The sequence below is a fragment of the Candidatus Nanosynbacter featherlites genome, from assembly GCF_037013405.1.
In the GTDB taxonomy this organism is placed as follows: domain Bacteria; phylum Patescibacteriota; class Saccharimonadia; order Saccharimonadales; family Saccharimonadaceae; genus Nanosynbacter; species Nanosynbacter featherlites_B.
Map to the genome: position 1 here is coordinate 487,493 of NZ_CP146064.1, position 24,001 is coordinate 511,493.

21 protein-coding genes are annotated in these 24,001 nt (G+C 50.3%); 6 read left to right on the forward strand and 15 right to left on the reverse strand.

Annotation, left to right across the window (positions count from 1 at the left end; genetic code table 11):
- Nucleotides 1–49 precede the first annotated feature (49 nt).
- The gene (locus V4210_RS02650) at nt 50–2,575 is read left to right on the forward strand and encodes a M1 family metallopeptidase (protein ID WP_338520499.1); all 2,526 of its coding nucleotides are present in this window, start codon (nt 50–52) and stop codon (nt 2,573–2,575) included.
- Between the two features lie 140 nt (nt 2,576–2,715).
- Nucleotides 2,716–3,075, forward strand: coding sequence for a hypothetical protein (locus V4210_RS02655; RefSeq protein ID WP_338520500.1), 360 nt, complete (start codon nt 2,716–2,718; stop codon nt 3,073–3,075).
- A gap of 81 nt (nt 3,076–3,156) precedes the next feature.
- Here the strand turns inward: V4210_RS02655 and V4210_RS02660 are convergent, their stop codons facing one another.
- The 3 genes from V4210_RS02660 to rplS form a co-directional block, all read right to left on the reverse strand.
- Nucleotides 3,157–4,143: a ribonuclease HII gene (locus tag V4210_RS02660; RefSeq protein WP_338520502.1), complete on the reverse strand. Its 987-nt coding sequence runs from the start codon at nt 4,141–4,143 to the stop codon at nt 3,157–3,159.
- A gap of 417 nt (nt 4,144–4,560) precedes the next feature.
- Nucleotides 4,561–5,061 carry a hypothetical protein gene (locus V4210_RS02665; protein WP_338520503.1) on the reverse strand — a complete coding sequence of 167 codons (501 nt, stop codon included), beginning with the start codon at nt 5,059–5,061 and terminating at the stop codon, nt 4,561–4,563.
- Nucleotides 5,062–5,123: 62 nt separating this feature from the next.
- Nucleotides 5,124–5,645 (reverse strand): 50S ribosomal protein L19, encoded by a 522-nt coding sequence (gene rplS, locus V4210_RS04370; protein WP_411912119.1) that lies wholly within the window; start codon nt 5,643–5,645, stop codon nt 5,124–5,126.
- 221 nt (nt 5,646–5,866) lie between these two features.
- Here rplS and V4210_RS02675 point away from each other — a divergent pair, with 221 nt between their 5' ends.
- Complete coding sequence (locus V4210_RS02675) at nt 5,867–7,000, forward strand: NAD(P)-dependent malic enzyme (protein WP_338520504.1); 1,134 nt, start codon at nt 5,867–5,869, stop codon at nt 6,998–7,000.
- 31 nt (nt 7,001–7,031) lie between these two features.
- On the opposite strand, the gene V4210_RS02680 is transcribed toward V4210_RS02675, so the two are convergent.
- Nucleotides 7,032–8,654 (reverse strand): GspE/PulE family protein, encoded by a 1,623-nt coding sequence (locus V4210_RS02680; RefSeq protein ID WP_338520505.1) that lies wholly within the window; start codon nt 8,652–8,654, stop codon nt 7,032–7,034.
- Nucleotides 8,655–8,706: 52 nt separating this feature from the next.
- Between V4210_RS02680 and V4210_RS02685 the strand changes: the two genes are divergently transcribed.
- Entirely contained in the window at nt 8,707–9,219 is a 513-nt protein-coding gene (locus V4210_RS02685) for a TrmH family RNA methyltransferase (RefSeq protein WP_338520506.1), read from the forward strand.
- A 3-nt stretch (nt 9,220–9,222) separates the two neighbouring features.
- On the opposite strand, the gene V4210_RS02690 is transcribed toward V4210_RS02685, so the two are convergent.
- The 11 genes from V4210_RS02690 to uvrB all read right to left on the reverse strand — a co-directional run bounded on the left by V4210_RS02690 (nt 9,223) and on the right by uvrB (nt 21,313).
- Nucleotides 9,223–12,948 (reverse strand): DNA polymerase III subunit alpha, encoded by a 3,726-nt coding sequence (locus tag V4210_RS02690; protein ID WP_338520507.1) that lies wholly within the window; start codon nt 12,946–12,948, stop codon nt 9,223–9,225.
- Nucleotides 12,949–12,966: 18 nt separating this feature from the next.
- Nucleotides 12,967–13,272, reverse strand: coding sequence for a DUF5665 domain-containing protein (locus V4210_RS02695; RefSeq protein ID WP_338520508.1), 306 nt, complete (start codon nt 13,270–13,272; stop codon nt 12,967–12,969).
- Entirely contained in the window at nt 13,259–13,498 is a 240-nt protein-coding gene (locus V4210_RS02700; RefSeq protein ID WP_338520509.1) for a hypothetical protein, read from the reverse strand. Before V4210_RS02700 ends, V4210_RS02695 begins: the two co-directional genes overlap by 14 nt.
- 14 nt (nt 13,499–13,512) lie before the next feature.
- On the reverse strand, nt 13,513–14,406 hold the full coding sequence (locus tag V4210_RS02705; protein ID WP_338520510.1) for a UTP--glucose-1-phosphate uridylyltransferase: 894 nt from the start codon (nt 14,404–14,406) through the stop codon (nt 13,513–13,515).
- Nucleotides 14,403–14,963 (reverse strand): AAA family ATPase, encoded by a 561-nt coding sequence (locus V4210_RS02710; RefSeq protein ID WP_338520511.1) that lies wholly within the window; start codon nt 14,961–14,963, stop codon nt 14,403–14,405. Before V4210_RS02710 ends, V4210_RS02705 begins: the two co-directional genes overlap by 4 nt.
- A 3-nt stretch (nt 14,964–14,966) precedes the next feature.
- Nucleotides 14,967–16,430, reverse strand: coding sequence for an Asp-tRNA(Asn)/Glu-tRNA(Gln) amidotransferase subunit GatB (gene gatB / locus V4210_RS02715; protein ID WP_338520512.1), 1,464 nt, complete (start codon nt 16,428–16,430; stop codon nt 14,967–14,969).
- Nucleotides 16,427–16,846 (reverse strand): hypothetical protein, encoded by a 420-nt coding sequence (locus tag V4210_RS02720; RefSeq protein WP_338520513.1) that lies wholly within the window; start codon nt 16,844–16,846, stop codon nt 16,427–16,429. The genes gatB and V4210_RS02720 overlap by 4 nt, the downstream gene beginning before the upstream one ends.
- A complete protein-coding gene (gene gatA, locus V4210_RS02725) occupies nt 16,846–18,216 on the reverse strand; it encodes an Asp-tRNA(Asn)/Glu-tRNA(Gln) amidotransferase subunit GatA (RefSeq protein WP_338520514.1) in 1,371 nt (456 codons plus the stop codon). Before gatA ends, V4210_RS02720 begins: the two co-directional genes overlap by 1 nt.
- Nucleotides 18,216–18,503, reverse strand: a complete 288-nt coding sequence (gene gatC / locus V4210_RS02730; protein ID WP_338520515.1) for an Asp-tRNA(Asn)/Glu-tRNA(Gln) amidotransferase subunit GatC — start codon at nt 18,501–18,503, stop codon at nt 18,216–18,218. The genes gatA and gatC overlap by 1 nt, the downstream gene beginning before the upstream one ends.
- An 85-nt stretch (nt 18,504–18,588) precedes the next feature.
- A complete protein-coding gene (locus tag V4210_RS02735; RefSeq protein ID WP_338520516.1) occupies nt 18,589–19,308 on the reverse strand; it encodes a hypothetical protein in 720 nt (239 codons plus the stop codon).
- 28 nt (nt 19,309–19,336) lie between these two features.
- Nucleotides 19,337–21,313 carry an excinuclease ABC subunit UvrB gene (gene uvrB, locus V4210_RS02740; RefSeq protein WP_338520517.1) on the reverse strand — a complete coding sequence of 659 codons (1,977 nt, stop codon included), beginning with the start codon at nt 21,311–21,313 and terminating at the stop codon, nt 19,337–19,339.
- Nucleotides 21,314–21,522: 209 nt separating this feature from the next.
- Between uvrB and V4210_RS02745 the strand changes: the two genes are divergently transcribed.
- Together V4210_RS02745 and argH are read left to right on the forward strand one after the other, a co-directional pair.
- Nucleotides 21,523–22,785, forward strand: coding sequence for an argininosuccinate synthase (locus V4210_RS02745; RefSeq protein WP_338520518.1), 1,263 nt, complete (start codon nt 21,523–21,525; stop codon nt 22,783–22,785).
- On the forward strand, nt 22,775–23,971 hold the full coding sequence (gene argH / locus V4210_RS02750; protein ID WP_338520519.1) for an argininosuccinate lyase: 1,197 nt from the start codon (nt 22,775–22,777) through the stop codon (nt 23,969–23,971). The genes V4210_RS02745 and argH overlap by 11 nt, the downstream gene beginning before the upstream one ends.
- Nucleotides 23,972–24,001: the final 30 nt, after the last annotated feature.

The following is a 24,001-nucleotide window of genomic DNA, read 5'->3' on the forward strand; positions in this document are numbered from 1 at the left end:
CCTTTTCCAACCAGTCAGTCTCGCAGCCAGCAAATGATATAATAAAACCATGACAAAACTCAAGCATTTACTCGATACCTTTACACCCCATCACTATGACCTAACCCTCGACTTGACACGCGCCGAGGAAAAATCGTTTTCTGGCACAGTGATCATTTCCGGCGAGTCGACTGGCGAGTCGATTTCGCTACACGCCAAAGATTTGACTATTCACTCGGCGTTGATTGACGACCAGCCAGCTGAGTTTTCTCACGGTGAGTTTGACGAGCTAAACCTGTCGCGCCCAGAGTTGTCCAGCGGTAAGCACACCGTTCGCATCGACTTTTCTGGCACCATCACCGACGCTATGCACGGGCTATACCCATGCTATTTTACGCATAATGGCATTAAAAAGCAGTTATTCGCCACCCAATTTGAATCGCACCACGCCCGCGAAGTCTTTCCGTGTGTTGACGAGCCAGCCGCCAAGGCAACTTACGACGTAACGCTGAGAACCGCACCAGATTTGACCGTCCTTGGTAATATGCCCGTCACTACATCATCCGAGCAGGACAGTGCGCTGACAACCACTTTTGCCACCACACCGCGTATGAGTAGTTATTTGCTAGCTTTTGTCGTCGGCGAACTCCACAAGAAAACTGCTCATACCAAATCTGGCGTTGAAGTTAATATTTGGGCAACGCCAGCCCAAAGCGAGGAGACCCTGGATTTTGCGCTGGACATTGCCACTAGCTCCATTGATTTTTATGATGAATATTTTGGCGTACCATATCCGTTGCCAAAGTCTGACCACGTAGCGCTGCCAGATTTCTCGTCGGGTGCCATGGAAAACTGGGGGCTCATCACCTACCGCGAAAGTTGCCTGCTGGCTGACTCGAAATTAACACCAGAGTCATCCAAGCGCTTCATCGCCACCGTCATCGCTCACGAGCTCAGCCACCAGTGGTTTGGTAATTTGGTGACCATGCAGTGGTGGAATGATCTGTGGCTGAACGAGAGCTTCGCCAATATGATGGAATACGTCGCAGTCGACGCACTGCATCCTAAGTGGCGGATGTGGGAGGATTTTGCGACGGGCGAGGTCACAGTGGCGCTTCGACGCGATAGCCTAGACGGTGTGCAGCCAGTGCAGGCTGATGTTAATCACCCGGACGAGATCAGCACATTGTTTGACCCGGCAATTGTCTATGCTAAAGGTGGGCGGCTGCTGGTGATGGTGCGGCGGCTGATCGGCGAGGAAGCGTTTCGCTCTGGTTTGAAGGCATATTTTGAAAAATTTGCCTACCAAAACACTGTTGGTGATGATTTGTGGCAGGAGCTAGAGACTGCCAGCGGTCAGCCAATTATTAACCTGATGAACACTTGGATTTCTCAGCCAGGTTTACCAATCGTGCGAGTCGAACAGGATAATTCGGCCAAGCAATCGACCGCCACCCTTCGCCAACAGCGCTTCTTCATCGGCGACCATCAGCCATCCGACGCCTTGTGGCCGATTCCATTATTCGCCAACCAACCACTTGATGACGAAATTTTAACTGAACGTGAGAAAACATTCACCATTGAAAAACCGCTACAGCTGAACTGCGGACTGAACGGACATTTCGTGACCAAATATGACACCACTACTCGTGAGCAACTATTGACTACTATTCACGAACTGCCGACTCTGGATAAAATCTGCCTACTCCAAGATGCTACGTTGTTAGCTCGGGCTGGATTTGAAAATTCAGCTTCACTCCTGCCACTGGCACTGTCGCTGAAACATGAAACCAACGAAAAGGTTTTCGGCATGGCGGCTGGTGCACTGGCGGAGCTACGCAAATTTGTTGACGATGATGACGACGGCAAGGCCCGCTTGAAGCAAATTTCTGGCGAATTTGCTCGCGCTACCTTTGACGAACTGGGTTGGGACGAAACACCCGGTGAATCCGACGACGACCGCGAACGGCGCGTCACTGCTCTAGGCTTGATGATCTATAGCGAAGACCAAGCAGTGCTAGCGGAAGCCAAGCGACGCTTCGACAGCCAGCCTCTTGAGGAATTACCAACAGAAATCCGTTCACTGATCATTAGTGCTACTGTGCGGCACTTTGAAACGCCAGAGATGATTAACAGCCTGTTCCAGACCTACCAGCAGACGCCGTCAAACGACCTGCAAGCTGACATCACTCTGGGACTTACCGCCACTAAAAACCCCGAAACTGCGCAAAAAATCCTTGCAAATATCAAGCGCCCCGACGTCATTCGTCCACAAGACGCTAGCCGTTGGTTCGTTTATCTCATCCGCACTCACGAAAGCTGCCAGCTCACGTGGGATTGGCTGAAGGATAATTGGCAGTGGGTCGAAACAACCTTTGCTGGCGACAAAAGCTACGATGAGTTCATTCGCTACGCTGCCATCGGGCTAACAACGAGCGACGAACTGGCTGACTTCCGCCGCTTCTTTGAGCCGATGCTGAATATCCCAGCCCTGACTAGGACGATTGAGCTGGGCATCACAGAAATCGCAGCCCGAGTTGAGTTGATTGAGCGAGACAAGGCGGGCGTGCTCGCTGTTTTGCAAACAACACTGTGATATATTATGCCACATTTTTGACAAAATCTCTTGACATTTTGTTCTATTAGTGATATATATATTAGCTTTTCGCTCAAGTTTCCACAAAAAAGGGCGTGAAGTTGCCCTTTTTGCTTGAGTCTTGATTCTTAGGAGGAATCATGAAGCGTCTTTTTGTCGGATATCTCTTCCTCATCGCCGCCACTGTGGTGGCATACCTCACTGCTAGAGCAGGACACCTTGCTCTAGCTTTACTCCCCCTGGTGTCATACGCAGCCACCCTGGTCTGGATCCTTTACAAGGACCAGGTTAAGAGGCGTCTCTTTGACGCGGTGACGTACTGCCATGTCAAAGAATTGATAAAAGACAATCAGCGCCTCGCTGAGGCGCTGATTAGCGTAGCTGAAGCGACTCCTAGTGTCGTTCTGAGACAAGGGGAGGTCTACACAATAGACCTCCCTGATCAAGATAAGCTCGTCCTCTACCGGCGTACTGCCGAAGAGGAGGAAAGGAAGGGCTGACCGCCCGCCTAGAGAATAGCTCGCCTCGAGGTTACAGACCTCGGCTTGAGCCTCTCGGCGGGCTATTTTCTTTGATTTATTTTACTCCAACACCACCTGCTTTCGTACTGTCAGCGGATTACCCTCGACAGCTACCGCCAGTAACCGCATGTCACATCCTTCATATTGCGGATGCTTTGCCATGAATAATTCAGCTGCAAAGCGCATTTGTCGCTGTTTTTTGGTGGTAATTGCCGCCAGTCCACCACCAAAGTCATCATTTTTACGGTATTTCACCTCGGTAAACCACAGCACATCGTCTTTCATGCTGACAATATCAATCTCGCAGTACCGCGTCCGCCAATTGCGAGCGATAATCTCATGTCCATCCGCTGTCAGCCAGTCCGCGGCCGTCTGTTCACCCATATCGCCAATTTGACGCGTCGTGTTTCCCTGCTGATGTTTAATTTGACTACTAGACGATAGTTGCGAATTCCCCTCAGTGCCGGCGTATTTTTGCAGTGGCGCAAAACTCAGCCGATGTAGCGGCGTCACGCCCAGCCGCTCAATCGCCGCGCGGTGCTTCGCCACACCATAGCCAGCATTCGACGCGAAGCCGTACCCTGGATAGACCACGTCTTGCTCGGTCATAAACTGATCGCGCGCTACCTTGGCGATGATCGATGCTGCCGACACACTGGGGATCAAACCGTCAGCTTTCGCCATCACCGTCACGTATCGCTCCAGCGCTGTATCCGCCAGAAAATTAACCGTCCCGTCAATGATAATTTCATCAAATGCCAAATTTTTCTCCTTGCACTGCGACTGAATTTGCTTGACCGCCCGCCGCGTCGCCAGACGCAAGGCCTGGCTCATACCAACGTCGTCCAATTCTCCAGCGCTCACCCAGCCTAGCGCCCACGCAGCCGCCTGCTCACGAATTACCTCGTCCAAAGCCTCGCGGCGTTTTTTGGTCAATTTTTTACTGTCGTTGAGCCCCTCGATATCAGCACCGCCCAAAATCACCGCGCCCACCACCAATGGCCCCGCCCATGGCCCACGCCCAACTTCGTCAATACCGAGAATCATACCCATCATTATAACAAACGGCTACGTCCTGCGCGGAGCATTAACTTCTCTAGTTGGTAGGATATTGACTTATTGTATTTTATATGCGATATTAAAATTGACTTTTTGATCAGAAGACTGTCGTCAAAGGGCGAAAAGCGCCCTTTTGGTCTTCTGAGTTTTTCCTGAAAGGAGAAAGTCATGAGTATTGTTACTACCGTTGGAATTGTTTTCTCCTATCTCCTGCCGATCGGTATTATGTTTTGGTGGCAGGAGAAAAAAATCCGATCACGAGATCGGTACATAAAATTCCTAGAAGGGATGGTACTGCACCTATCTCTGCATAGAGATATTGTCATGTTCATTGAGAACGGGGAGGAGGAACCCGAACAATAAAGTAAGGGCTAGCGCCCGCCTAGAGAATAGCTCGCCTCGAGGTTACAGACCTCGGCTTGAGCCTCTCGGCGGGCTATTTTCTTTTACAAACCGCCAGCCCATCCAGCCCAGCCACACCGTCGCCGCGCCCAGCGTATTTGCCAAAATATCCCAATTGGTATCGTCCAGCGTGATGCGCGCCAGCCCTGTCTTCACCATGTACAGTTCTGCCAGTTCATTAATGCAGCCCAGCGCCGACACCAGTGCAAACACCGAAAACGCCATCACCAACCAGTGCGACCGCCAGCGTGTCGCCAATACCAGGTACACCCACAACAGCCCCGTAAACAATCCGCCGCCCACGAAATGCGTCGTAAAGCTAGTGTCTCGCCCTTCGATCAGCGGCGACGGCAAATACCACGAGATGAAAAACAACACACAGGCAACATATAGCAGCCAGCGGTATTTTGCTTCGTCATTGAAACCCTGGCGGCGTAGTATGTACGGCACCGCAAATGCCAGCGTCAAAGGAACGAAAAAGGAAATATAGTGAAAGATCGACATATTGGCATTATACCATGAGAAAACCGCCCCCAGAGAGGGCGGTCTATGTGTCTCAAGACTAATTACGCTTCTTTGTGGCGTGCTTCTACTTCAGCAGCCTTGGCGTCAAGTTCTGCCTGAGCAGCGTCTTTTTCAGCTTGCTTGGCAGCGGCAGCTTGTGCGGCCTCTTCTTTCAAGCGTTCAGCTTCTGCTTCAGCCTTGGCGTCGTGCACATTGTTGACAGCCACGCGATCAAAGTTTTTGGCAGTCAAGCGAGCTGATTTACCAGAACGCTTACGTAGGAAGCTGAGGAACTTGCGGCGAACCTTGGCACGGCGGACGATTTCCACCTTTTCAATCAGTGGGCTGTGCAGCAAGAATGATTTTTCCACACCAACACCTGAGGCGATTTTACGAACGGTGATGCGTGAGGTGTGCGAACCTTTGTTGTCGGTGCGGATGACCACACCCTCAAACATCTGGATACGCTCTTTGTTACCTTCTTTAATCTTTTGATACACACGAACGGTGTCACCACTGCGGGCGTCAACAACTGCTTGCTTTTTCTGTGCTTGGTTGACTTTGTTGATTAGTTCAAAACTCATAATATTTCCTATTCTTCCAAACCTGCCACGGCTGGCCACGCAGTTGCACCCCTGCGGCTCCACACCTAACAAAGCTTGAATAATTTAACTCTGTACAACTTCAGTGTATTTTAGCATAGAATATGAAACTATACAAGGAGCCTGACGATTATATGGACGTACGAATTACATGATCTATCGAGCTGATGGAGAAAACCTGCCATATGGAGTACAATAGTGATATGGATTACAACAAATTAGCACTTGAATTACACGAAAAATATAAAGGTAAAATTACTACCAGCTTGCGCGACCAAGAGGAACTGGATCGTGACAAATTGAGCTCGTATTACAGCCCGGGCGTTGGCGCAGTCAGCCAAGCGATCGCCGATAACCCAGCAGACTTACCAAGGTACACTTGGACGAACAATCTGGTCGGTGTCATCTCTGACGGCTCAGCCATCTTGGGCCTCGGTGATTTGGGACCAAAAGCCGCCATGCCAGTGATGGAAGGTAAGGCGCTGCTGTTCAAGCATTTTGCCGATGTTGACGCTGTGCCAGTTGTGCTGGATGTTCACGACACGGAAGAGATTATCGCCACAGTTAAGGCAATTGCACCAAGCTTTGGCGCTATCAACCTGGAGGATATCGCCGCACCAAAGTGTTTTGAGATTGAAGAGCGCCTCAAGGCCGAGCTGGATATCCCTGTGTTTCACGATGATCAACACGGCACGGCGGTCGTGGTGTTGGCGGGTCTGATTAATGCTGCGAAACTAACCGGACGAAATTTGGCGGACTGTAAATTTGTGGTCATTGGCGCGGGCGCAGCTGGCACGGCCATCATTAAATTATTGCATCTATACGGCGCAAGGAACATCGTGGCGGTAGACAGCCGGGGCATCGTCGGCGCGTCTCGCACGGATCTGAATGCTGAAAAAACTGCGCTTCTAGAATACGTTGATGCTTCACAAGCCGGCTCCATCGAAGACGCCATCACTGACGCTGACGTGTTTATCGGTGTGTCACGCGCTGGACTACTTACGCCGGAATTGGTGCAAAAAATGGCTGAGCATCCAATTATCTTTGCCCTGGCCAACCCAGTGCCAGAAATCATGCCAGATGTCGCCCGACAAGCCGGTGCCGCTGTTGTCGCCACTGGTCGCAGCGATTTTCCAAACCAAGTCAATAATTCTCTGGCTTTCCCGGGTATCTTCCGCGGCGCGCTAGACCATGGCGTGAAAAAAATCACCGACCAGCATAAACTAGCAGCCGCCGAGGCTTTGGCTGGGCTAGTCGAAAATCCAACTGCTGACGAAGTCATCCCTTCGCCGTTTGATGAGCGAGTGCCGTCAACTGTTGCTGCAGTGATACAGTAATAAGTCTTTCGCTGAAATATATGAGCCGCGCCTAAATGACGCGGTTCACTTCTTCTATGGTGGTTTCGCCACGAAGCGCCGCCAGCACACCAGCTTGCAGTAGCGTAATAGTCCCCTGCTTTTTGGCAACTTCTTCAATAGCTTCGGCGTGGATATCAACAATATCTCCACGCAAAAACTTCTGAATTTCTTCAGTCACAATCAATTGTTCCATCACTGGGATGCGCCCCTTGTAACCAAACGGTGCTTCTGGCGTTGACACTGGTCGCCACAACTTAAATGTGTCCAAATCTGGGCAATCAACCGTGTCAGGAATTCCTTTCAGTGTCTCTTTCACCCAACGGCGAGTAGCTTCATCTGGCTCATACTCCTCTTTGCTCTCGTCATGCAGTCGCCTGACCAATCGCTGAGCAATCAACAAACGCACCGCCGAGCTAAAGATAGGATTTTGGCCAATCATATCAATCATACGGCTAAACGCCGCCGCTGTTGAATTGGCGTGAAATGAGCTCAGAACCAAGTGTCCGGTGATTGATGCCTGGATGGCGGTGCGGGCAGTTTCGTTGTCACGAATCTCACCAACCATCACGACGTCCGGGTCCATACGCAGCACACTACGAAGGCCGTCAGCAAATTCCTGACCAACCGTGGTGTCGATGGGGATTTGCGTAACACCAGGGATGGTATTTTCCACTGGATCTTCCAGGGTGATGATTTTACGATCAGTAGTGTTCAATGCGTTCAAAATGCTGTAAAGTGTGGTTGACTTACCAGACCCTGTCGGACCAACCATCAAAACCATGCCGCGTGGGTGTGAGATAACTTCATCAATTTGCGCACGTTCAGCCGGAGTGATACTCAACAAATCCAAATTCAACATGGCGGTATCAAAGTTAAACAAACGCATCACCACATCTTGACCATACACTGTTGGCACTGCCTCAACACGCAAGTTCAGGAGGTGCGAAGCGCCGTCACGATAGATCTCCTGCTGCATGTGACCAGACTGCGGTTCGGTCGCAGCCGTGGAAATATTTGCGCGGGAAGCTAAGGTGGCCATGATAACACGGTAGCGGTCACGACTGAGCTCAGCCACTGGGTGCAGTGCGCCATCAACACGCATACGGATACGAATTGACTCACGCTGATTTTCAATGTGAATGTCGGATGCGCCTAGCCTGTCAGCTTGATCAACGATGTAGTTAAAGACGTCATTTGAACTGACCGTTGCCAGTGTTTGACTCACCTGTTGCAGTGTTTCGCTGTCGCCCTCTTTGGCAATTTCGATATCATCATAGACGATACTCTTTGGCGGGTCGAACCGCAACATAAATGAACGAAAAGCCGCGCCTGATATCAAGAAAAAGTGTGCGACTTTACCAACTTCGCGATAATCCTTTGTCATTTTAGCAATCAACGACTGAGGCGTCTGCGAAGTTACACCAAAGCGGTACGACAAATCAGTGTCGTTGTGTGCCAGAGGAATGATGCGTCCTTTATACATCTCCTCAATTGTCAAAATGTCTCGTTCCAGCGGCAAATCAGCCTCAAAACTGCGAGTGTCTAAATATTGCAAACCTAAAATTGACGCTCGTTTCCTGGTAGCATCTTCGTCTTGCTGGCGACGACGTATTTGAATAGAATCTTCATCCATCACCAACATTATAGCAAAGTGCTTATGATTTAGCGAATGATATAATAAGTTCATGCGACCAGAAATTACGCTTATTTTGCACAATATCCGTTCGACCCACAATGTCGGCGCTATCTTTCGCACAGCAGAAGGCCTGGGAGTAAAGCACATCGTCATCAGCGGCTATACTCCATTTCCAGATTTGGCGATCATCAATCAACCAGACCCGCGACTACCGCACCTGGTTGAGAAAATAACCAAGCAAATTCACAAAACAGCACTAGGCGCTGAGCAAATGGTTCCCTTTAGACGCTATGAAACTCTGGAGGAGTGGCTGGAGGAAAATGAGCGCACCGGCAACCTACCAGTCATCGCACTGGAGCAAGCGCCAGATAGTACTTCACTACCAGATTTTATTCCACCAAAAGCGTTCGCGTTGCTGCTGGGCGAAGAAGTCGATGGCATATTGGCCGAACATTTAGCGCGCTGTGCCGCGACAGTAGAAATCCCAATGTTTGGCACTAAAGAATCATTCAATGTCAGCGTTGCCTGCGGCATGGCACTATACCAGATGATATGCCGCTGATGATTATGTCAATTTGATACATTCTTCGCCCAACAACGCCTTCAGTTCTTCAAGTAGCTGAGCTGCTGGATCGACTTTGAACGGCAAGCGAATGGCAGACTTGTGGTCATTCTCGCCAAGCACCAACACAACATCGGTGATCCCTGGTGATGTTGAGCAGATCTTTTTGAGGGAGATCAGTTTGTCGTGATCACTCGGATCTTTTACTTGCAGAAACAGGCGCGCAGGTGGCGTCTCGGGAGCTGCTGGCTGAGGAACTGACTTGGATGCATGTGACGATTTGGCGGTAGCTGGAGCGACGGTCTTGGTTTTTTGAGCACGGAAATTCGCACGTTTTTCCTTTTTGTACTGGGCGCTTACTTTTGGTGCGTCCATTTTACGACCAGTCGATTCATAGCTGGTGATATCACTGTCGGTGATAATCTCAATCTCATCAGCAATCATCTTACTTTCTGACCCCAAATTACCGTCACGGTCGCGGGCTGAATTTTTACCAGTCACCCGAATGACAGCGTCCTGGACGAGTTTGGCGCCAACTTGCTCATACAAATTTGGAAAAATGATCACTTCACCCTCGCCAAATTTGTCCTCTAACCCCACAAAGGCCATTTTGCTGCCAGATTTGGTGATGATAGTGCGAACGTTCGTGATGATGCCACCAATTGTCATGAGTCGGCCATCGTATTCTGGCACCAGCTGGGTCAACGGCTGTGTTTGCTCAAGCAAATATGTCGCGTAGGCGTCCAAAGGATGCGCTGAGATATACAAGCCCATCAGCTCGCGTTCCCACGTCAAGTATTCCTTTTCGTTTTTGTTTGGCGACGGCATTAACTGCATGGTCGGCTGAGCCACAGCCGCGTCATCACCTAACATGCCAAACAAATCGGTCTGCCCACTCGCCGCTTCTTTTTGAACTTTTTGCGCAAAGGCGGTGATGGTATCTAGGTTAAACAATAAGTCGTGGCGATCACCAAAGCTATCAAATGCGCCACATTTAATGAGCGATTCCCAAGCTTTGCGGTTAAACTTGCTGGTCGACACGCGTTTGGCGAAATCTTCGATGCTAGTGAATTTACCGTCTTCACGGGCGCGCAACAATTCTTCGACTGCGCCGACACCAACGCCCTTGACCGCCGCCATACCAAAACGAATCTTCTTTTCGCCAGGCACGACCGCGAATTCAACGAACGACTCATTGACGTCAGGGTTAAGCACTTCGATGCCCATGTGCTTACATTCGGTCATCTCGATAGCCAGGCGTTCGGTGTCGTCCTGGTCGCTAGTCATCAGCGCCGCCATAAACGCATCAGGATAGTGCGCCTTGAGGTACGCCGTCCAGTAGGCGATCAGGCCGTAACATGCCGCGTGCGACTTATTGAAACAGTAGTTAGCAAATTCCTCCAGCGCATCCCAGAACTGCTCAGCAATTTCCTTGGTCGCACCACCAACTTTAACCGCACCCTCGACGAACTCCGGCTTGACCTTTTTCATCAGGTCGATTTTCTTTTTACCCACCGCTTTACGCAGAGTGTCCGCCTGTCCGCCGGTAAAGCCACACCACTCTTTGGAAATCTGCATAAATTGTTCCTGGTAAACCAAAATACCGTAGGTATTCTTCAACGAGTTTTCCATACCAGGGTGCAGATAGGTAATCTCTTCTTCGCCGTGCTTACGCTTGATGAATGAGTCGATAAACTGCATCGGCCCCGGGCGGTACAACGCCACCATGGCGATGATGTCTTCAAAGACGCTCGGTTTGAGCTCACGCAGGTACCGCTTCATGCCGGCCGATTCCAACTGGAACACGCCAGTGGTATCGCCACACTGGAATAGTTGATACGTTTCCGCATCGTCCAGCGGCAAGTGAGATAGATCAATGTCCGTTTCATACACTTTACGGATAATGCGCAGCGCGTTGTTGATGATAGACAAGTTAGACAGGCCCAAAAAGTCCATCTTCAATAGCCCCAGTTCCTCGACCGGGCCCATCGGATACTGCGTTGCCACCACACCCTTTTGCGCCATCTCGAGCGGCACGTATTTCACCAAATCATCTGGCGCGATCACCACGCCGGCAGCATGCACGCCGTGCGAACGAATGGTCCCTTCTAGCCGTGAGGCAAAGTCATAAACCGTCTTAGCGGTTGGGTTGGTCTCGTATTCTTTTTTAAGGTCAGGGTCTTCCTCCAGCGACTTTTTGATCGGTACATGGCGACCCTGGACTGGCGGTGGGATGAGCTTGGCCAGCCGGTCAGATTCACCGTATGGAACTTGCAATACCCGCGCCACGTCACGCACCGAGGCACGCGCTGCCATGGTGCCAAAAGTACAAATATTGGCGACTCGTTCTGAACCGTATTTCTTGGCACAATATTCGATAACCTCGCCGCGGCGTGTATCTTGAATGTCGATATCGATATCAGGCATGGAGATACGGTCGGGGTTGAGGAAACGCTCGAACAGCAGGTCATAATGCAGCGGATCAAGGTCAGTAATGTTCAGCGCATAGGCGATGATTGAGCCAGCCGCCGAACCACGCCCTGGACCGAAAATAATCCCTTGAGATTTTCCCCAGTTGATAAAGTCCTGAACGATGAGAAAGTAGCCGTTATAACCCATCTTATCGAGCACGCCAAACTCCATGTCTAGCCGCTCAATTTGATCGTCAGACAACATGGCACGCAGCTCATCGTTTGGCAGTTTCTTTGCGTCCTCCAACTTCATGCCAGCGTACCGCGCCGCCATGCCGCTATACACCAGATGATCCAGATATTCTTTTTCAGACTCGCCGTTTGGCGTCGGGAATTTCGGGATGAGAATATCGCCCAGTTTGATCTCCACGTCACAGCGGTCGGCGATGGCTTTAGTGTTGGCAATTGCTTGTGGGTTGGTTTTTTGCCACCGCGAAATAATGTCTTCTGGTGTCGTCAAATGCAGCTCAAAATCTTTCAAGCTCATCCGCTTTTCATCACTCAAATACGCACCAGTACCAACGCACAGCAAAATCTCATGCGCCTCTTGGTCTTCGTGATTGAGGTAATGGCCATCGCTGGTCACCACACACGGAATGTCCAGTTCCTCGCTGATGCGCTCGATGTAATCATTGACCTTTTTCTGCTCTGGCCAGTGGCTGCGCGCCTCGGGGTGGCCGTGATCTTGCAGCTCCATGTAGTAGCGATCGCCAAAGACTGACTTATACCAGCCAGCAATTTCCTTAGCCTTGTCATAATCATCATTGCGCAGATTCTCGCCCAGCTCACCACCGATACAGCCGGACATACAGATGATACCTTCATTGTATTGCTCCAGGAGCTCATGGTCAATGCGCGGTTTGTAGTAGACGCCTTCGAGATTAGCGATGGTACTGAGCTGCATCAGGTTTTGATAGCCCTTGTGGTTCATGGCCAGCAGCGTCAAGTGATAGCGCGCCTTGTCCTTAGCTGGGTCGCGGTCGTGACGACTCCGCGCCGCCACGTAGGTTTCGATGCCGATGATTGGCTTAATACCAGCACTCTTGGCTGCTTTATAAAACTCAATGACGCCTGACATCGTGCCATGATCAGTGATAGCACAAGCTTCCATGCCGAGCTCCTTTACTCGGGCGACCATGTCAGGAATCTTGGTTAATCCATCGAGCAGTGAGTGGTGAGTGTGATTGTGCAGGTGTACATAATCAGACGGTTTCAAAACCGCCGACGTACCGCCGTTATTCTTCCCCTCTGTCGTCATTAGTCTTAGTATAGCACGTTAGCGGCGACTCTGCATGGTGTTGATCAGTGTATTGAAGAAGTCAGCAAGTGGTGGGAACACATCAACTAGATGACCCAATACCCAGACAAGAATGGTTACCGAAAGAGTGGCGCCTAGCACTGAGCCAAAGCCAAAAAAGATGCCACGCCAAAAGTTCATGCCGTAAACCTGACGGCGAGAACGGTGAAAATCAAAAAACAAGTCTTCTAAAATTGCCTGACGGGCGCCATTTTCATTGTCACGAATGACTTTTTTAGTAGCCCTTTGTATTAATGACTTTTCTGAAGTATTATTTTTGCCCACGTTTTGCCTTTCGCGTAAACTTTTTCATCAGCGCTCCAAATGCCAAGGCTGAAGAAACAACCGAAAGCATTGATGATGCTTCGGTGTAATTCTGCTGGATAGCTCGTGAGTGCTGCATGGTTTTTTGGACATGACGACTCAGGCTGATCACCAAACACATCAATGTGATGACGATGATCATCAAGGTAACCAAAACAATTGACAAAATGATAACGATCTCATTCATGGTGCTATTATAGCCTATTTCAGCCGATCTGTCAGATGTTGACGAAGTGCCGGACCAAGTTTTTCATCTCGCAGCCCAAAGTCAATGATAGTTTTGAGATATTCAAGTTTATCGCCGGTGTCATAATACGTGCCGTTGGTGATTTCCACGCCATAGAAGTTATGCCCTTCATCAATCATGCGCTGCATAATCGGCTGAATGGCAAACTCACCGTGGCCATTAAACTCCTGGCGGGCGCGCTCCAAGTACGGGAAGAAATCAGCCGCCAGCAAATAGCTACTCACACTAGCCAAATCACTCGGTGCGTTGGCTTTACCCGGCTTCTCAACGATGTTTGTGATGGCAATCGTCCCGTCATCGAGTTGTTGACCAGCCGCGATACCATAGCGATCAAACTCTGCGTCATCGATGATTTTTTTGCAGGACAGCACTGCGCCATCCAATTTTTCTGCAGCAGCAATCATCTGTTGAAAACGGCTTGGTGTCGCGTCGATAAAGTCGTCAGCAAACGTATAAATCACTGGCTCGTCCGGCCCAATCAAATGCGCAGCACATGCCAAAGGAGTCGCGTTACCATATGGACCTTTTTGGCGAACGTACACAAAGTTAGCCATTTCCGACAGTGAGTGAACCAGGTCAATCAACGGGCGCTTCTTGTCACCACCAGCCCGCAAATTCGCTAACAAATCTTCGTTCGGCACGTCAAAATGATCCTCAATGGCGCGCTTGTTGGCGCTTCCGACGATGATGATGTCGCGAATACCGGCAGCAACCAGCTCCTCTACGACATATTGGATGATTGGCTTGTCAATCAGTGGCATCATCTCCTTGGGCATCGCTTTGGTTTGCGGTAAAAACCTGGTACCAAATCCCGCCGCTGCAATCACTGCTTTTGTCGGTTTTCTCATATCTCGTTCTCCTTTGCTATCGCCTTATTCATCAAAAAATCTTTCACTATATCTCGCAGTGCCGCATAATCCAAATTCTCCGAATCAACAGTCACCGTTGTGATATTATCTGCAACCAGTGGACGATATTTGTCACGAATTTCGTGTTCCGTCAATTTATCATACAAATCATCAGTGTGCACTGAGTGGCGATTGCCAGACCGCCTGCGAGCATAAAATCGCCGCTTTACTTCCGCCAATCCACACGTCACATAAATCTGCAGAATTGGCTGATGAGAGCTATGCTGCAAAATCTTTTCGGCAGCTGATGTCTGCAATGCAGACTCAATGATGATCTGCTCGCCCAATTTCTCAAATTCAATACCCAATTCCAAAACCGCCCGTCGAGTCACACGACCCAAGGCGCTACTCTGCTGATCAGTATAAGTCCCACCCAGATGGTCAGCCAAAAACTCTTTGACAGCATCTTGCGCGACGCCACGCACTCCCACATCTTGCATCAGACGCTTTGCTAACGTCGTTTTGCCAGACCCAGGGATGCCAGTGACGATGATCATCAGCTATAGCCTCTCGCGAATCAGCTTCTGCGCCAAGCTTGGGTTGGCCTGACCCTTGGAGCGCTTCATGACTTGACCGACCAAATAGCCGATGGCTTTGTCCTTGCCGGCTTTAATGTCGGCTATGGAAGCTGCCGAGGCTGGGTCGCTCAATACTTCATCAACGATAGCAGCGATAGCGCCTTCGTCAGATACCTGCAACAGATTCCTTTCTTCGGCAAACTCGCGTGGATCATCTGTTGTGTTTGAAACAACCGCAATAAACACCTCCTTCGCAGCCGTACTCGAGAGCTCTCCCTGGTCAACCAAATCGGATAACTTAATAAGACTTTCCAATTTAGGCACAACACCAGAAATATCAATCGCGTCACAATCACCCCGTTCTATGGTTACGGCAGTATTGACTGACGCAAACCAATTCGCTATTCGCCTAGCTGTAGGAGCACCTTTCCGATCAAGGGCACCAAGAACAATGTCGACATATGGCTTAAAGTCCATGATGGTGTAAACGACGGATTTATCAACGTTCAGTACGCTTAATTTTTCACGATATTCACCCGGCAACATCGGCACCTCAGCCTGAATCCGCGCAATCTCCTCATCGCTCAGTACCACTGGCGGGATGTCGGCATCAGGCATGTAGCGATAATCCTGGGCGTCTTCTTTCGAACGCTGCGAAGTAGTAATTTGCTTGTCATCACTCCAACCACGAGTTTCCTGCACCACTTGTTCACCGCTCTCCAGCAAGTCAACTTGGCGTTTAAACTCGTATTCAGCGGCACGCTCGACGCTGCGGAATGAATTAAGGTTTTTAACTTCCGCACGCTTACCGAGCTCTGTCGCGCCCTTTTTAGCCACCGAGATATTAACATCAAACCGCATGTTGCCGTGATACAAATCACCGTGCGTCACGCCAGCATAGACCATCAATTTGTGCAGCTCCGAAGCGTAGGCTTTGGCCTCCTCGGCAGAATGTATATCCGGCTCAGAAACAATTTCTATCAGCGGCGTGCCAGCGCGGTTGAGATCAACCAGCGAGTAGCCATCGTGGTGCGTCAATTTACCAGCGTCTTCCTCCATGTGCGCGTGATGAATTCGCACTCGTTTGAGCGAGCCGTCTTCTAGCGGCGCATCGACATAGCCAGCCAAAATGATCGGCTGATACATCTGCGAGGTCTGATAACCCTTTGGCAGGTCAGGGTAGAAATAATGCTTGCGATCAAACCGGCTAACGCGGGCAATCGGCGCGTTCAACGCTTTACCGGCGCGCACTGCTAGCTCGACGGCGTGCTTATTCAGCACCGGCAGCATGCCTGGCAGACCAAAGTCAATCTCGTGCGTTTTTTCGTTCGGCTCAGCATTACGCGCGTCGTTATCAGCCGGACTAAACAGTTTGGTTTTGGTCGCCAGCTGGACATGGCACTCGATGCCAATGGTCATTTCATATTCATCATATACACTCATCATAACGCTCCCAAATCTTTTAGTGCTTGTTCAAAGCTTGTCATGGCTCGTCGAAAACTCTGCGCGGTTAATTTCACGTTAGTTTCGTGGGCAATTTGGTTGCGCAATTTGTGCGCCGCCCACAAACCATTTTCATCCGTCCAATCACCCTTGCGAGCTTTCAGTCTGTCGCCCATCGTCGTACCCGCCACGCCACAGTCGCGCATGGCTTTGTCGAGCAGTTTGTCGGCTTTAACAATCGCCATCTGCAAGCCGTCTGAGCCGCCCGCTTTTGCACCATGTTGAATTGCCCGCCAAACTTTTCGGTACATTTCCCTGTCGAGTTTTTGATGTCCGCGTGATGTTAATTGGATAAAAATAATTAACAAAGCACCAATCACCAGCGCCGCTACTACCAGCGCGATCAATAATCCGTCCATCAGGCAGCCTCCACTTCTGAGGCCAACTTCAACAAGTTGCTGTCTGACTGATAATCACCAATCAACTGCACGCCAATTGGCAAACCTTCATCGTTACTTCCAGCTGGCACAGAAATCGCCGGTAGTCCCGCCAGGCTGGCCGGCACGGTCATGATATCCGCTAGATACATTTTAATTGGATCATTGGTATTTTCGCCAAGTTTGAACGCCGGTGTTGGCGCAACTGGCATCAACAGTGCGTCGTACTCAGCAAACAACTGTTTGAACTCATTGATAAGCAGCGTGCGCGCTTTTTGCGCCTGCATGTAGTAAGCATCAAAGAAACCGCTCGACAACACAAAGCTACCAATCATAATTCGCCGTTTGTTCTCCGTCGTAAAACCTTCGTTGCGACTGCGACCGTACAACTCCGCCAGCGTTTTCACCTCAGCCGCCCGGTGACCATAGCGCACGCCATCATAGCGCGCCAAGTTTGACGATATTTCCGCCGGCACAATGATGTAATACATCGCCAGCGAATGTTGCATCATACTGAGGTCCACTTCTTCAACGTCATAGCCCAGCTGCTTTAACTTTTCTGCATAGTCAAGCGTTTTCTGGCGAACCGCCGCGTCCACATCGTCAGTCATACATTGCTTCACCAAACCAATCTTCTTCTTGGTAAATTCTGGCTGATGCTGCCAAAAGTCCGGCAGTGTGGTCATGTCCTTATCGTCACGGCCCGCCATGATTTCCATCACCAAATTAGCGTCATCAGCGTTTGTCGCGAAACAACCAATCGTGTCCGTGCTCGACGCCATGGCAACCACGCCATAGCGACTGACCGCGCCGTAGGTTGGCTTGACGCCGACCACGCCATTGAAGCTGGCTGGCTGACGAATCGAACCGCCAGTATCGGTACCCAACGCAAACGGCACCACGTCAAGCGCCGTCACGACCGCCGAGCCGCCCGACGAACCGCCAGCTACGCGAGTTTTATCTGCAGCATTTTTGGTCGGACCAAAGGCTGAGTTTTCCGTCGAGCCACCGTGAGCAAAGGCGTCCAAGTTCGCCTTGCCGATGCAAATTGCGCCTTCAGCCTCCAATTTTTCAACGGCTGTGGCTTGCAGTGGCGCGTTAAAATTCTCAAGCATTTTTGCGGCAGCAGTCGTTGGCGCACCAAAGGCCAAGAAATTGTCTTTTACGACAAATGGCACACCGGCCAGCCTGCCAGAAACTTCACCCTTATCCACCAGCTCGGCCCGCTCCAACGCCCGCTCTTCTGTCAAGCTCAGTAGTGCATGATATTCTTCAATCTCGCGCGCTCGTCGCAATGCTTCCTTGACATTGTCAACTGCACTTTTCCCTACAAAATCACTAATCCGACTCATCACAACACCTGTGGCACTTTCACTTGATTGTTCTGTTTTTCGGGCGCTAGCTCAAGTAGCTCATCCCGAGAAATCCCTGACTGAACCTCATCTTCCCGCCAGACATTTTCTAGACCCGTCACTTGATAGGTCGGCTCCACACCAGACGTATCGAGCTCATCCAATTGATTGATATATTCTACGATTTTCTCCACGTCCTGTCGCAAGCCATCCACTTCGCCATCTGCCAATTGCAAACCGCTCAAATCCGCCAAGCGCTGGACATCACTATTAGAAATTGCACTCATGAACTCATTATACCACTTGAAAATTAATTACAGAAAATCACTCGCCCCCATATCTAGGAGCGAGTGACAGGTGATACCCAACTAACTAGTCAAGTAGGTAGCTTGAGTTGTATTTGAAGTTTGATTTTTTGATACTTGGCTTGTCATGAGCCTGCACTGCCAACGTGATAGCTAGGGCAACTGCGACAACACTGGTGATTGCGATCAACGTGATAGCCAATGGACGTGATTTGTTGTAGCCGTTGATGATTTTACCAATGAAAAATACCACAACTGCCAATACTGCCAAGCATACCAGTGATGGCAAGAAGTTACCCAAGTACAGTGCTGTGTATACTGAACCAGCATCTGAAACGCCAATCAATAACAACGAGCTAATCAATACACTGATGAGGTTTGCGACCAGTGGCAACGCCGCCAATACGATCATGAACAAGCTACCATAGGTTGTCAGTTTGTAAGCCAATCGACCAGTGTAGCCGCTACGGTCAGCGGCAATTGCGCGTGTTACGCGGCCAAATAGGACAAATGCCAACACTGAAAATAGTACTGCCAAAATACTAACGGCCAAAATGTTTGCAGTGATCGAGCCGCTCAACATCAAACCAAATGACATCGCTTCTTTTGCAGACCACATGCCGAACAACATTGGTACGAGTACTACACTGGTGATTGCAGCAAATGTTACTGAAACCATTGCTAATGCGTATTCAAATGTAAGCCATTTTGCTTGCGAAGCAGCGCGTGGAGCCATGTACTCAGCTTGCTCGACGACTGGAGTTTCTGTTGTTTTCAATTCTGCCATATAATTCTCCTCCTTATTATGGTTATCTTTAGTGTACCATTGTTTGCTTAATTTCTGCAATCAAATCACGCAGCTCTGCGGCTTTTTCAAACTCTAGATTGGCGCTATGCAGCTCCATTTGACCGGTCAGTTCCTTGATCAGCGTTGGGTATTCGTCCTTTGGAATTTTCTTCAAATCAAGTTTTGGCTTTTTATCCGATTCTTTTTGCGGAATGATGGAGCGCAGGCCATCGTCAATCTTCTTCTGAATGGTTTGCGGCGTGATACCGTGCTCTTCGTTATATTGCTGCTGAATTTGCCGCCGACGATTCGTCTCATCAATCGCTCGGTGCATACTGTCAGTCACATTATCGCCGTACATCAACACCCGCCCATCGACATGCCGCGCCGCCCGGCCAATTGTCTGAATCAGTGCCTGTTCAGAGCGGAGGAAACCTTCTTTATCAGCATCCATAATCGCCACCAGACTGACTTCCGGTAGGTCCAGCCCCTCACGTAGCAAATTGATACCAACTAACACGTCATACGTTCCCAGTCGCAAATCTTTGAGAATATCGCCGCGCTCTAATGTGTCAATTTCACTGTGTAGATACGCCGTTTTCACACCATTATCGGTCAGGTAGGCACTCAGATCCTCAGCCATGCGCTTGGTCAAGGTGGTTACCAGCACGCGGTGGCCGTTGGCGATGGTCTGGCGAATCTCCTCCATCAAATCATCAACCTGCCCTTCGGTCGGCCGCACCTCAATCGGCGGATCAAGCAGCCCCGTCGGCCGAATCAACTGCTCAGCCGGCTTTGGTGAATGAGCAATTTCATAGTCACCCGGCGTAGCCGACACATAAATCGCCTGGTGAATATGCTGATCAAATTCATCAAATCTCAGCGGGCGGTTATCCAACGCACTCGGCAAACGAAAACCATGCTCCACCAACACTTCCTTGCGCGCCCGGTCGCCGTTATACATACCGCGGACTTGCGGCAAGGTCATATGCGACTCATCGACCAGCAGCAACCAATCGTCCGGAAAATAATCAATCAAGGTCGCCGGCTGCTCGCCCGGCTCGCGGTCAGTCAGATAGCGCGAATAATTCTCGATGCCTTTAACAAAGCCAGTTTCTTTGAGCATTTCTAGGTCATATTTGGTGCGTTGACTGAGGCGCTGTGCCTCGAGTAACTTGTCGTGCGACTCAAGCCATTTGAGCCGCTCGTCAAACTCTTTTTCGATACCGATGATAGCTTTTTCAATTCGTTCACGTGGCGTCGAATAGTGGCTCGACGGGAAAATCATCAGGCTAGCTGGCTGATCCAAAATCTCGCCCGTCAGCGGATCGATTCGCGTGAGTCTCTCGACCTCATCGCCAAAAAATTCCACCCGCACCGCCGTGTCCTGCCCAGCCGGGAAAATATCGACCACGTCGCCGCGCACCCTGAAAGTGCCGCGCGCAAAATCAATGTCGTTGCGCTTGTACTGAATATCGGTCAGCAGGCGGATGAACTTATCCTGAACCCGCCGCTCACCGACCGTCAATTGAATGGCCATATCGGCGTACGTCTCCGGTGAACCAATGCCGTAAATGCAAGACACGCTCGCCACAATGATCACATCGCGCCGCGTTAGCAATGCCGAGGTCGCCGCATGCCGCAGCCGATCGATTTCATCATTAATCTTCGAATCTTTTTCAATGTAGGTGTCGCTACTGGCGATGTAGGCTTCCGGCTGATAATAATCAAAATAGCTAACGAAATAATGCACCTCGTTATCCGGAAAAAACTCCTTAAACTCAGAAAACAGCTGCGCCGCCAAAGTCTTATTGTGCGCCAGCACCAGCGTTGGCACATTAGCTCGGGCAATAATATTCGCCATAGTAAAGGTCTTACCTGAACCGGTCACGCCCAGCAGCGTTTGCTCGCGCTCGCCCCGCTCCAAACCATCCACCAACTGAGCAATCGCCGTTGGCTGGTCGCCGGTCGGCTGATAGTTGGAGACGAGATTAAAGGCATTCATATCATTACTATTGTAACGCATCGCAATTTATATATAAAAATATTTTGAAAATCACCCGCAGTATGGTATGGTAGCAATATGACATATCGACACAACATCGTTGTTCGTCGTCGCCGCTCTGACCCAGAGGGCTAATTAGTCGTATAGTAAAAACCAACTACAGAGCCCTCGTCCGAGCGGCTCTTTTTGTTATTATGGAAAGGAAGGATATGGACCACGACGCGCCCCACTACACCAAGGTTGCCAGTCACGAAGCCGTGAACGGTGAGTTCGATACGTGCCTCTTGCTCTATTCGGGAGGCCTCGACACATCCGTCATGCTCACGTGGTTACAAGAAAAATATAATTGCAAGGTCATCACCCTAACGGTCAATATCGGCCAAACGGTTGATGATCTCGATGCCATCGCCGAAAAAGCCAAAAAACTCGGCGCCATAGAAACCATCACGGTTGACGCCCGCAACCACTTCGCCGATGAGCTGTTGTCGCTGGCCATCAAAGCCAACGCTGACTACCAAGGCGGCTACGCCCTCTGCACGCCACTCGGGCGCATTATCATCTCGCAATTAGCCGTCGAATATGCCGAAAAGTACAATTGCAACGTCATCGCACACGGTGCCACCGGCAAAGGCAACGACCAAGTTCGCTTCGAGACCTATATCACCACGCTCAATCCGAAACTCAAAATCTTGGCACCAGTGCGTGAGTGGAGTATGGGCCGAGAGGAAGAGCTTGCCTATGCCAAGAAGCACAACATCCCCGTGCCACACACTCAGGAGTCACCCTACTCAACCGATGAAAACATGTGGGGTATCACCAGTGAGGGCGGCGAGATAGAATCGCCATCACTCAAGCCAAACTACCACGCCATCCTCAATTGGTGTTCAACCATCAAATACACGCCAGATGAAGCCGAAGATATCACCATCAAATTCATCAAAGGTGTGCCCGTTGCCGTCGACAACCGTCACTTTTCACTCCAAGCACTCATCCAGCACTGTAACCAACTCGGCCGCAAACACGGCGTCGGTGTATCGACCCTCATTGAAGATCGATTGGTTGGCCTGAAAGTGCGCGGTGTCTACGAAAACCCTGGCGCTGCCATCTTGATTGCTGCTCATCAAAAGCTTGAGCAATTGGTGTCAACTCGTGTTGAAAATGAACTCAAAGCCGAAATGGACAAAAAATGGGCCTACCTCACCTACGCGGCTCAGTGGTACGAGCCAGCCGTCCATCACATTAACGCCTACATTGATGATCAGAACCAAAAAGTCACCGGCACAGTGACGGTCCGCCTATACAAAGGTACCATCACCGTCGTCAGCGTGGACTCACCGCATTCGTTGTTTGATATCAATCTTGCAACGTTTGATTCCAACACCGCATTCAACCAGAATTCGTCCGCCGGATTCATTGAATTATATTCATTAAGTCAGCGAACAGCTGAAGGAGCATACTCATATGGCAAATAAACTATGGCAATCAACCGCAACCGGCTCACTCCACCCACTAGTCGAGTCATACACCGTTGGCGACGACCAAGTGCTGGACCAACATTTGCTGGGGCATGATATCACCGCCACTAAAGCGCACGCTCACATGCTAGAAAAAATTGGCGTATTGACCAGCGACGAGTATCAACAATTAGCAGCCGCCTTGGACGAGCTGCTGAACGAGTGGAAAACTGGTGCCTTCACCCTCACCAGCGAGCACGAAGATGGCCACACCGCCATTGAGCTGTATCTGACAGAAAAGCTCGGCCCCATCGGCAAAAAGGTTCACACTGGCCGAAGCCGCAATGACCAAGCCTTGGTGATGATGCGCTTGTTCATCAAAACAGAGCTTGAAGCAGTAGCCGAAAAGCTGGAAGCAGTCGCCCAGGCCTATGCTGGCAAAATCACTGCCATCGGCCAGACCGAAATGCCTGGCTACACCCACACCCAAAAAGCCATGCCAACCACAGTCAGCATGTGGCTTGGTTCCTACCACGATGCGTTCAATGACCTCCGACAACTGGTGGCACACAGCATCGCCGCCATCGACCAAAATCCACTGGGTAGCGCCGCTGGCTTTGGCGTTACGCTGCCACTTGACCGCCAGATGACGACCAGTGAACTGGGCTTTGCCAAAGTGCAAGAAAACCCAATGTACTGTGGTCTGTCACGCGGCGTGTTTGAACTAATTGCCGTGCAAGCGCTCAACCCAATCATGGTCTTTGCTGGTAAATTTGCCGAAGACATGTTGCTATTTACTTCGCAGGAGTTTAATTATTTCAAACTGCCCGTCACCATGACCACCGGCTCGTCCATCATGCCACACAAACGCAACTACGACGTCTTTGAGATTATGCGCGCTACTGCCCACGCTTATCCAAATTATGCTCTGCAGCTCCAAGCCATTTCGACAGGTGCCGGTAGCGGCTACCACCGTGATTTGCAGTTGACCAAAAAAATCACCATGGACGCCTTTACGTCGGCACTCGACACACTGGAAGTTCTGGCGCTCTGTGTCAGCGAGCTGGAAGCCAACACTGACCGATTGGCCGAGGCGATGACCGATGAACTTTACACCGTTGCCAAAATCAACGAATTGGTGGAAAAAGGTGTGCCATTCCGCGACGCTTACCAGAAGGTTAAGCAATCATTTCTGGGTGAATAATCCCTGATTTTCACTGGTAACCGCCAACTA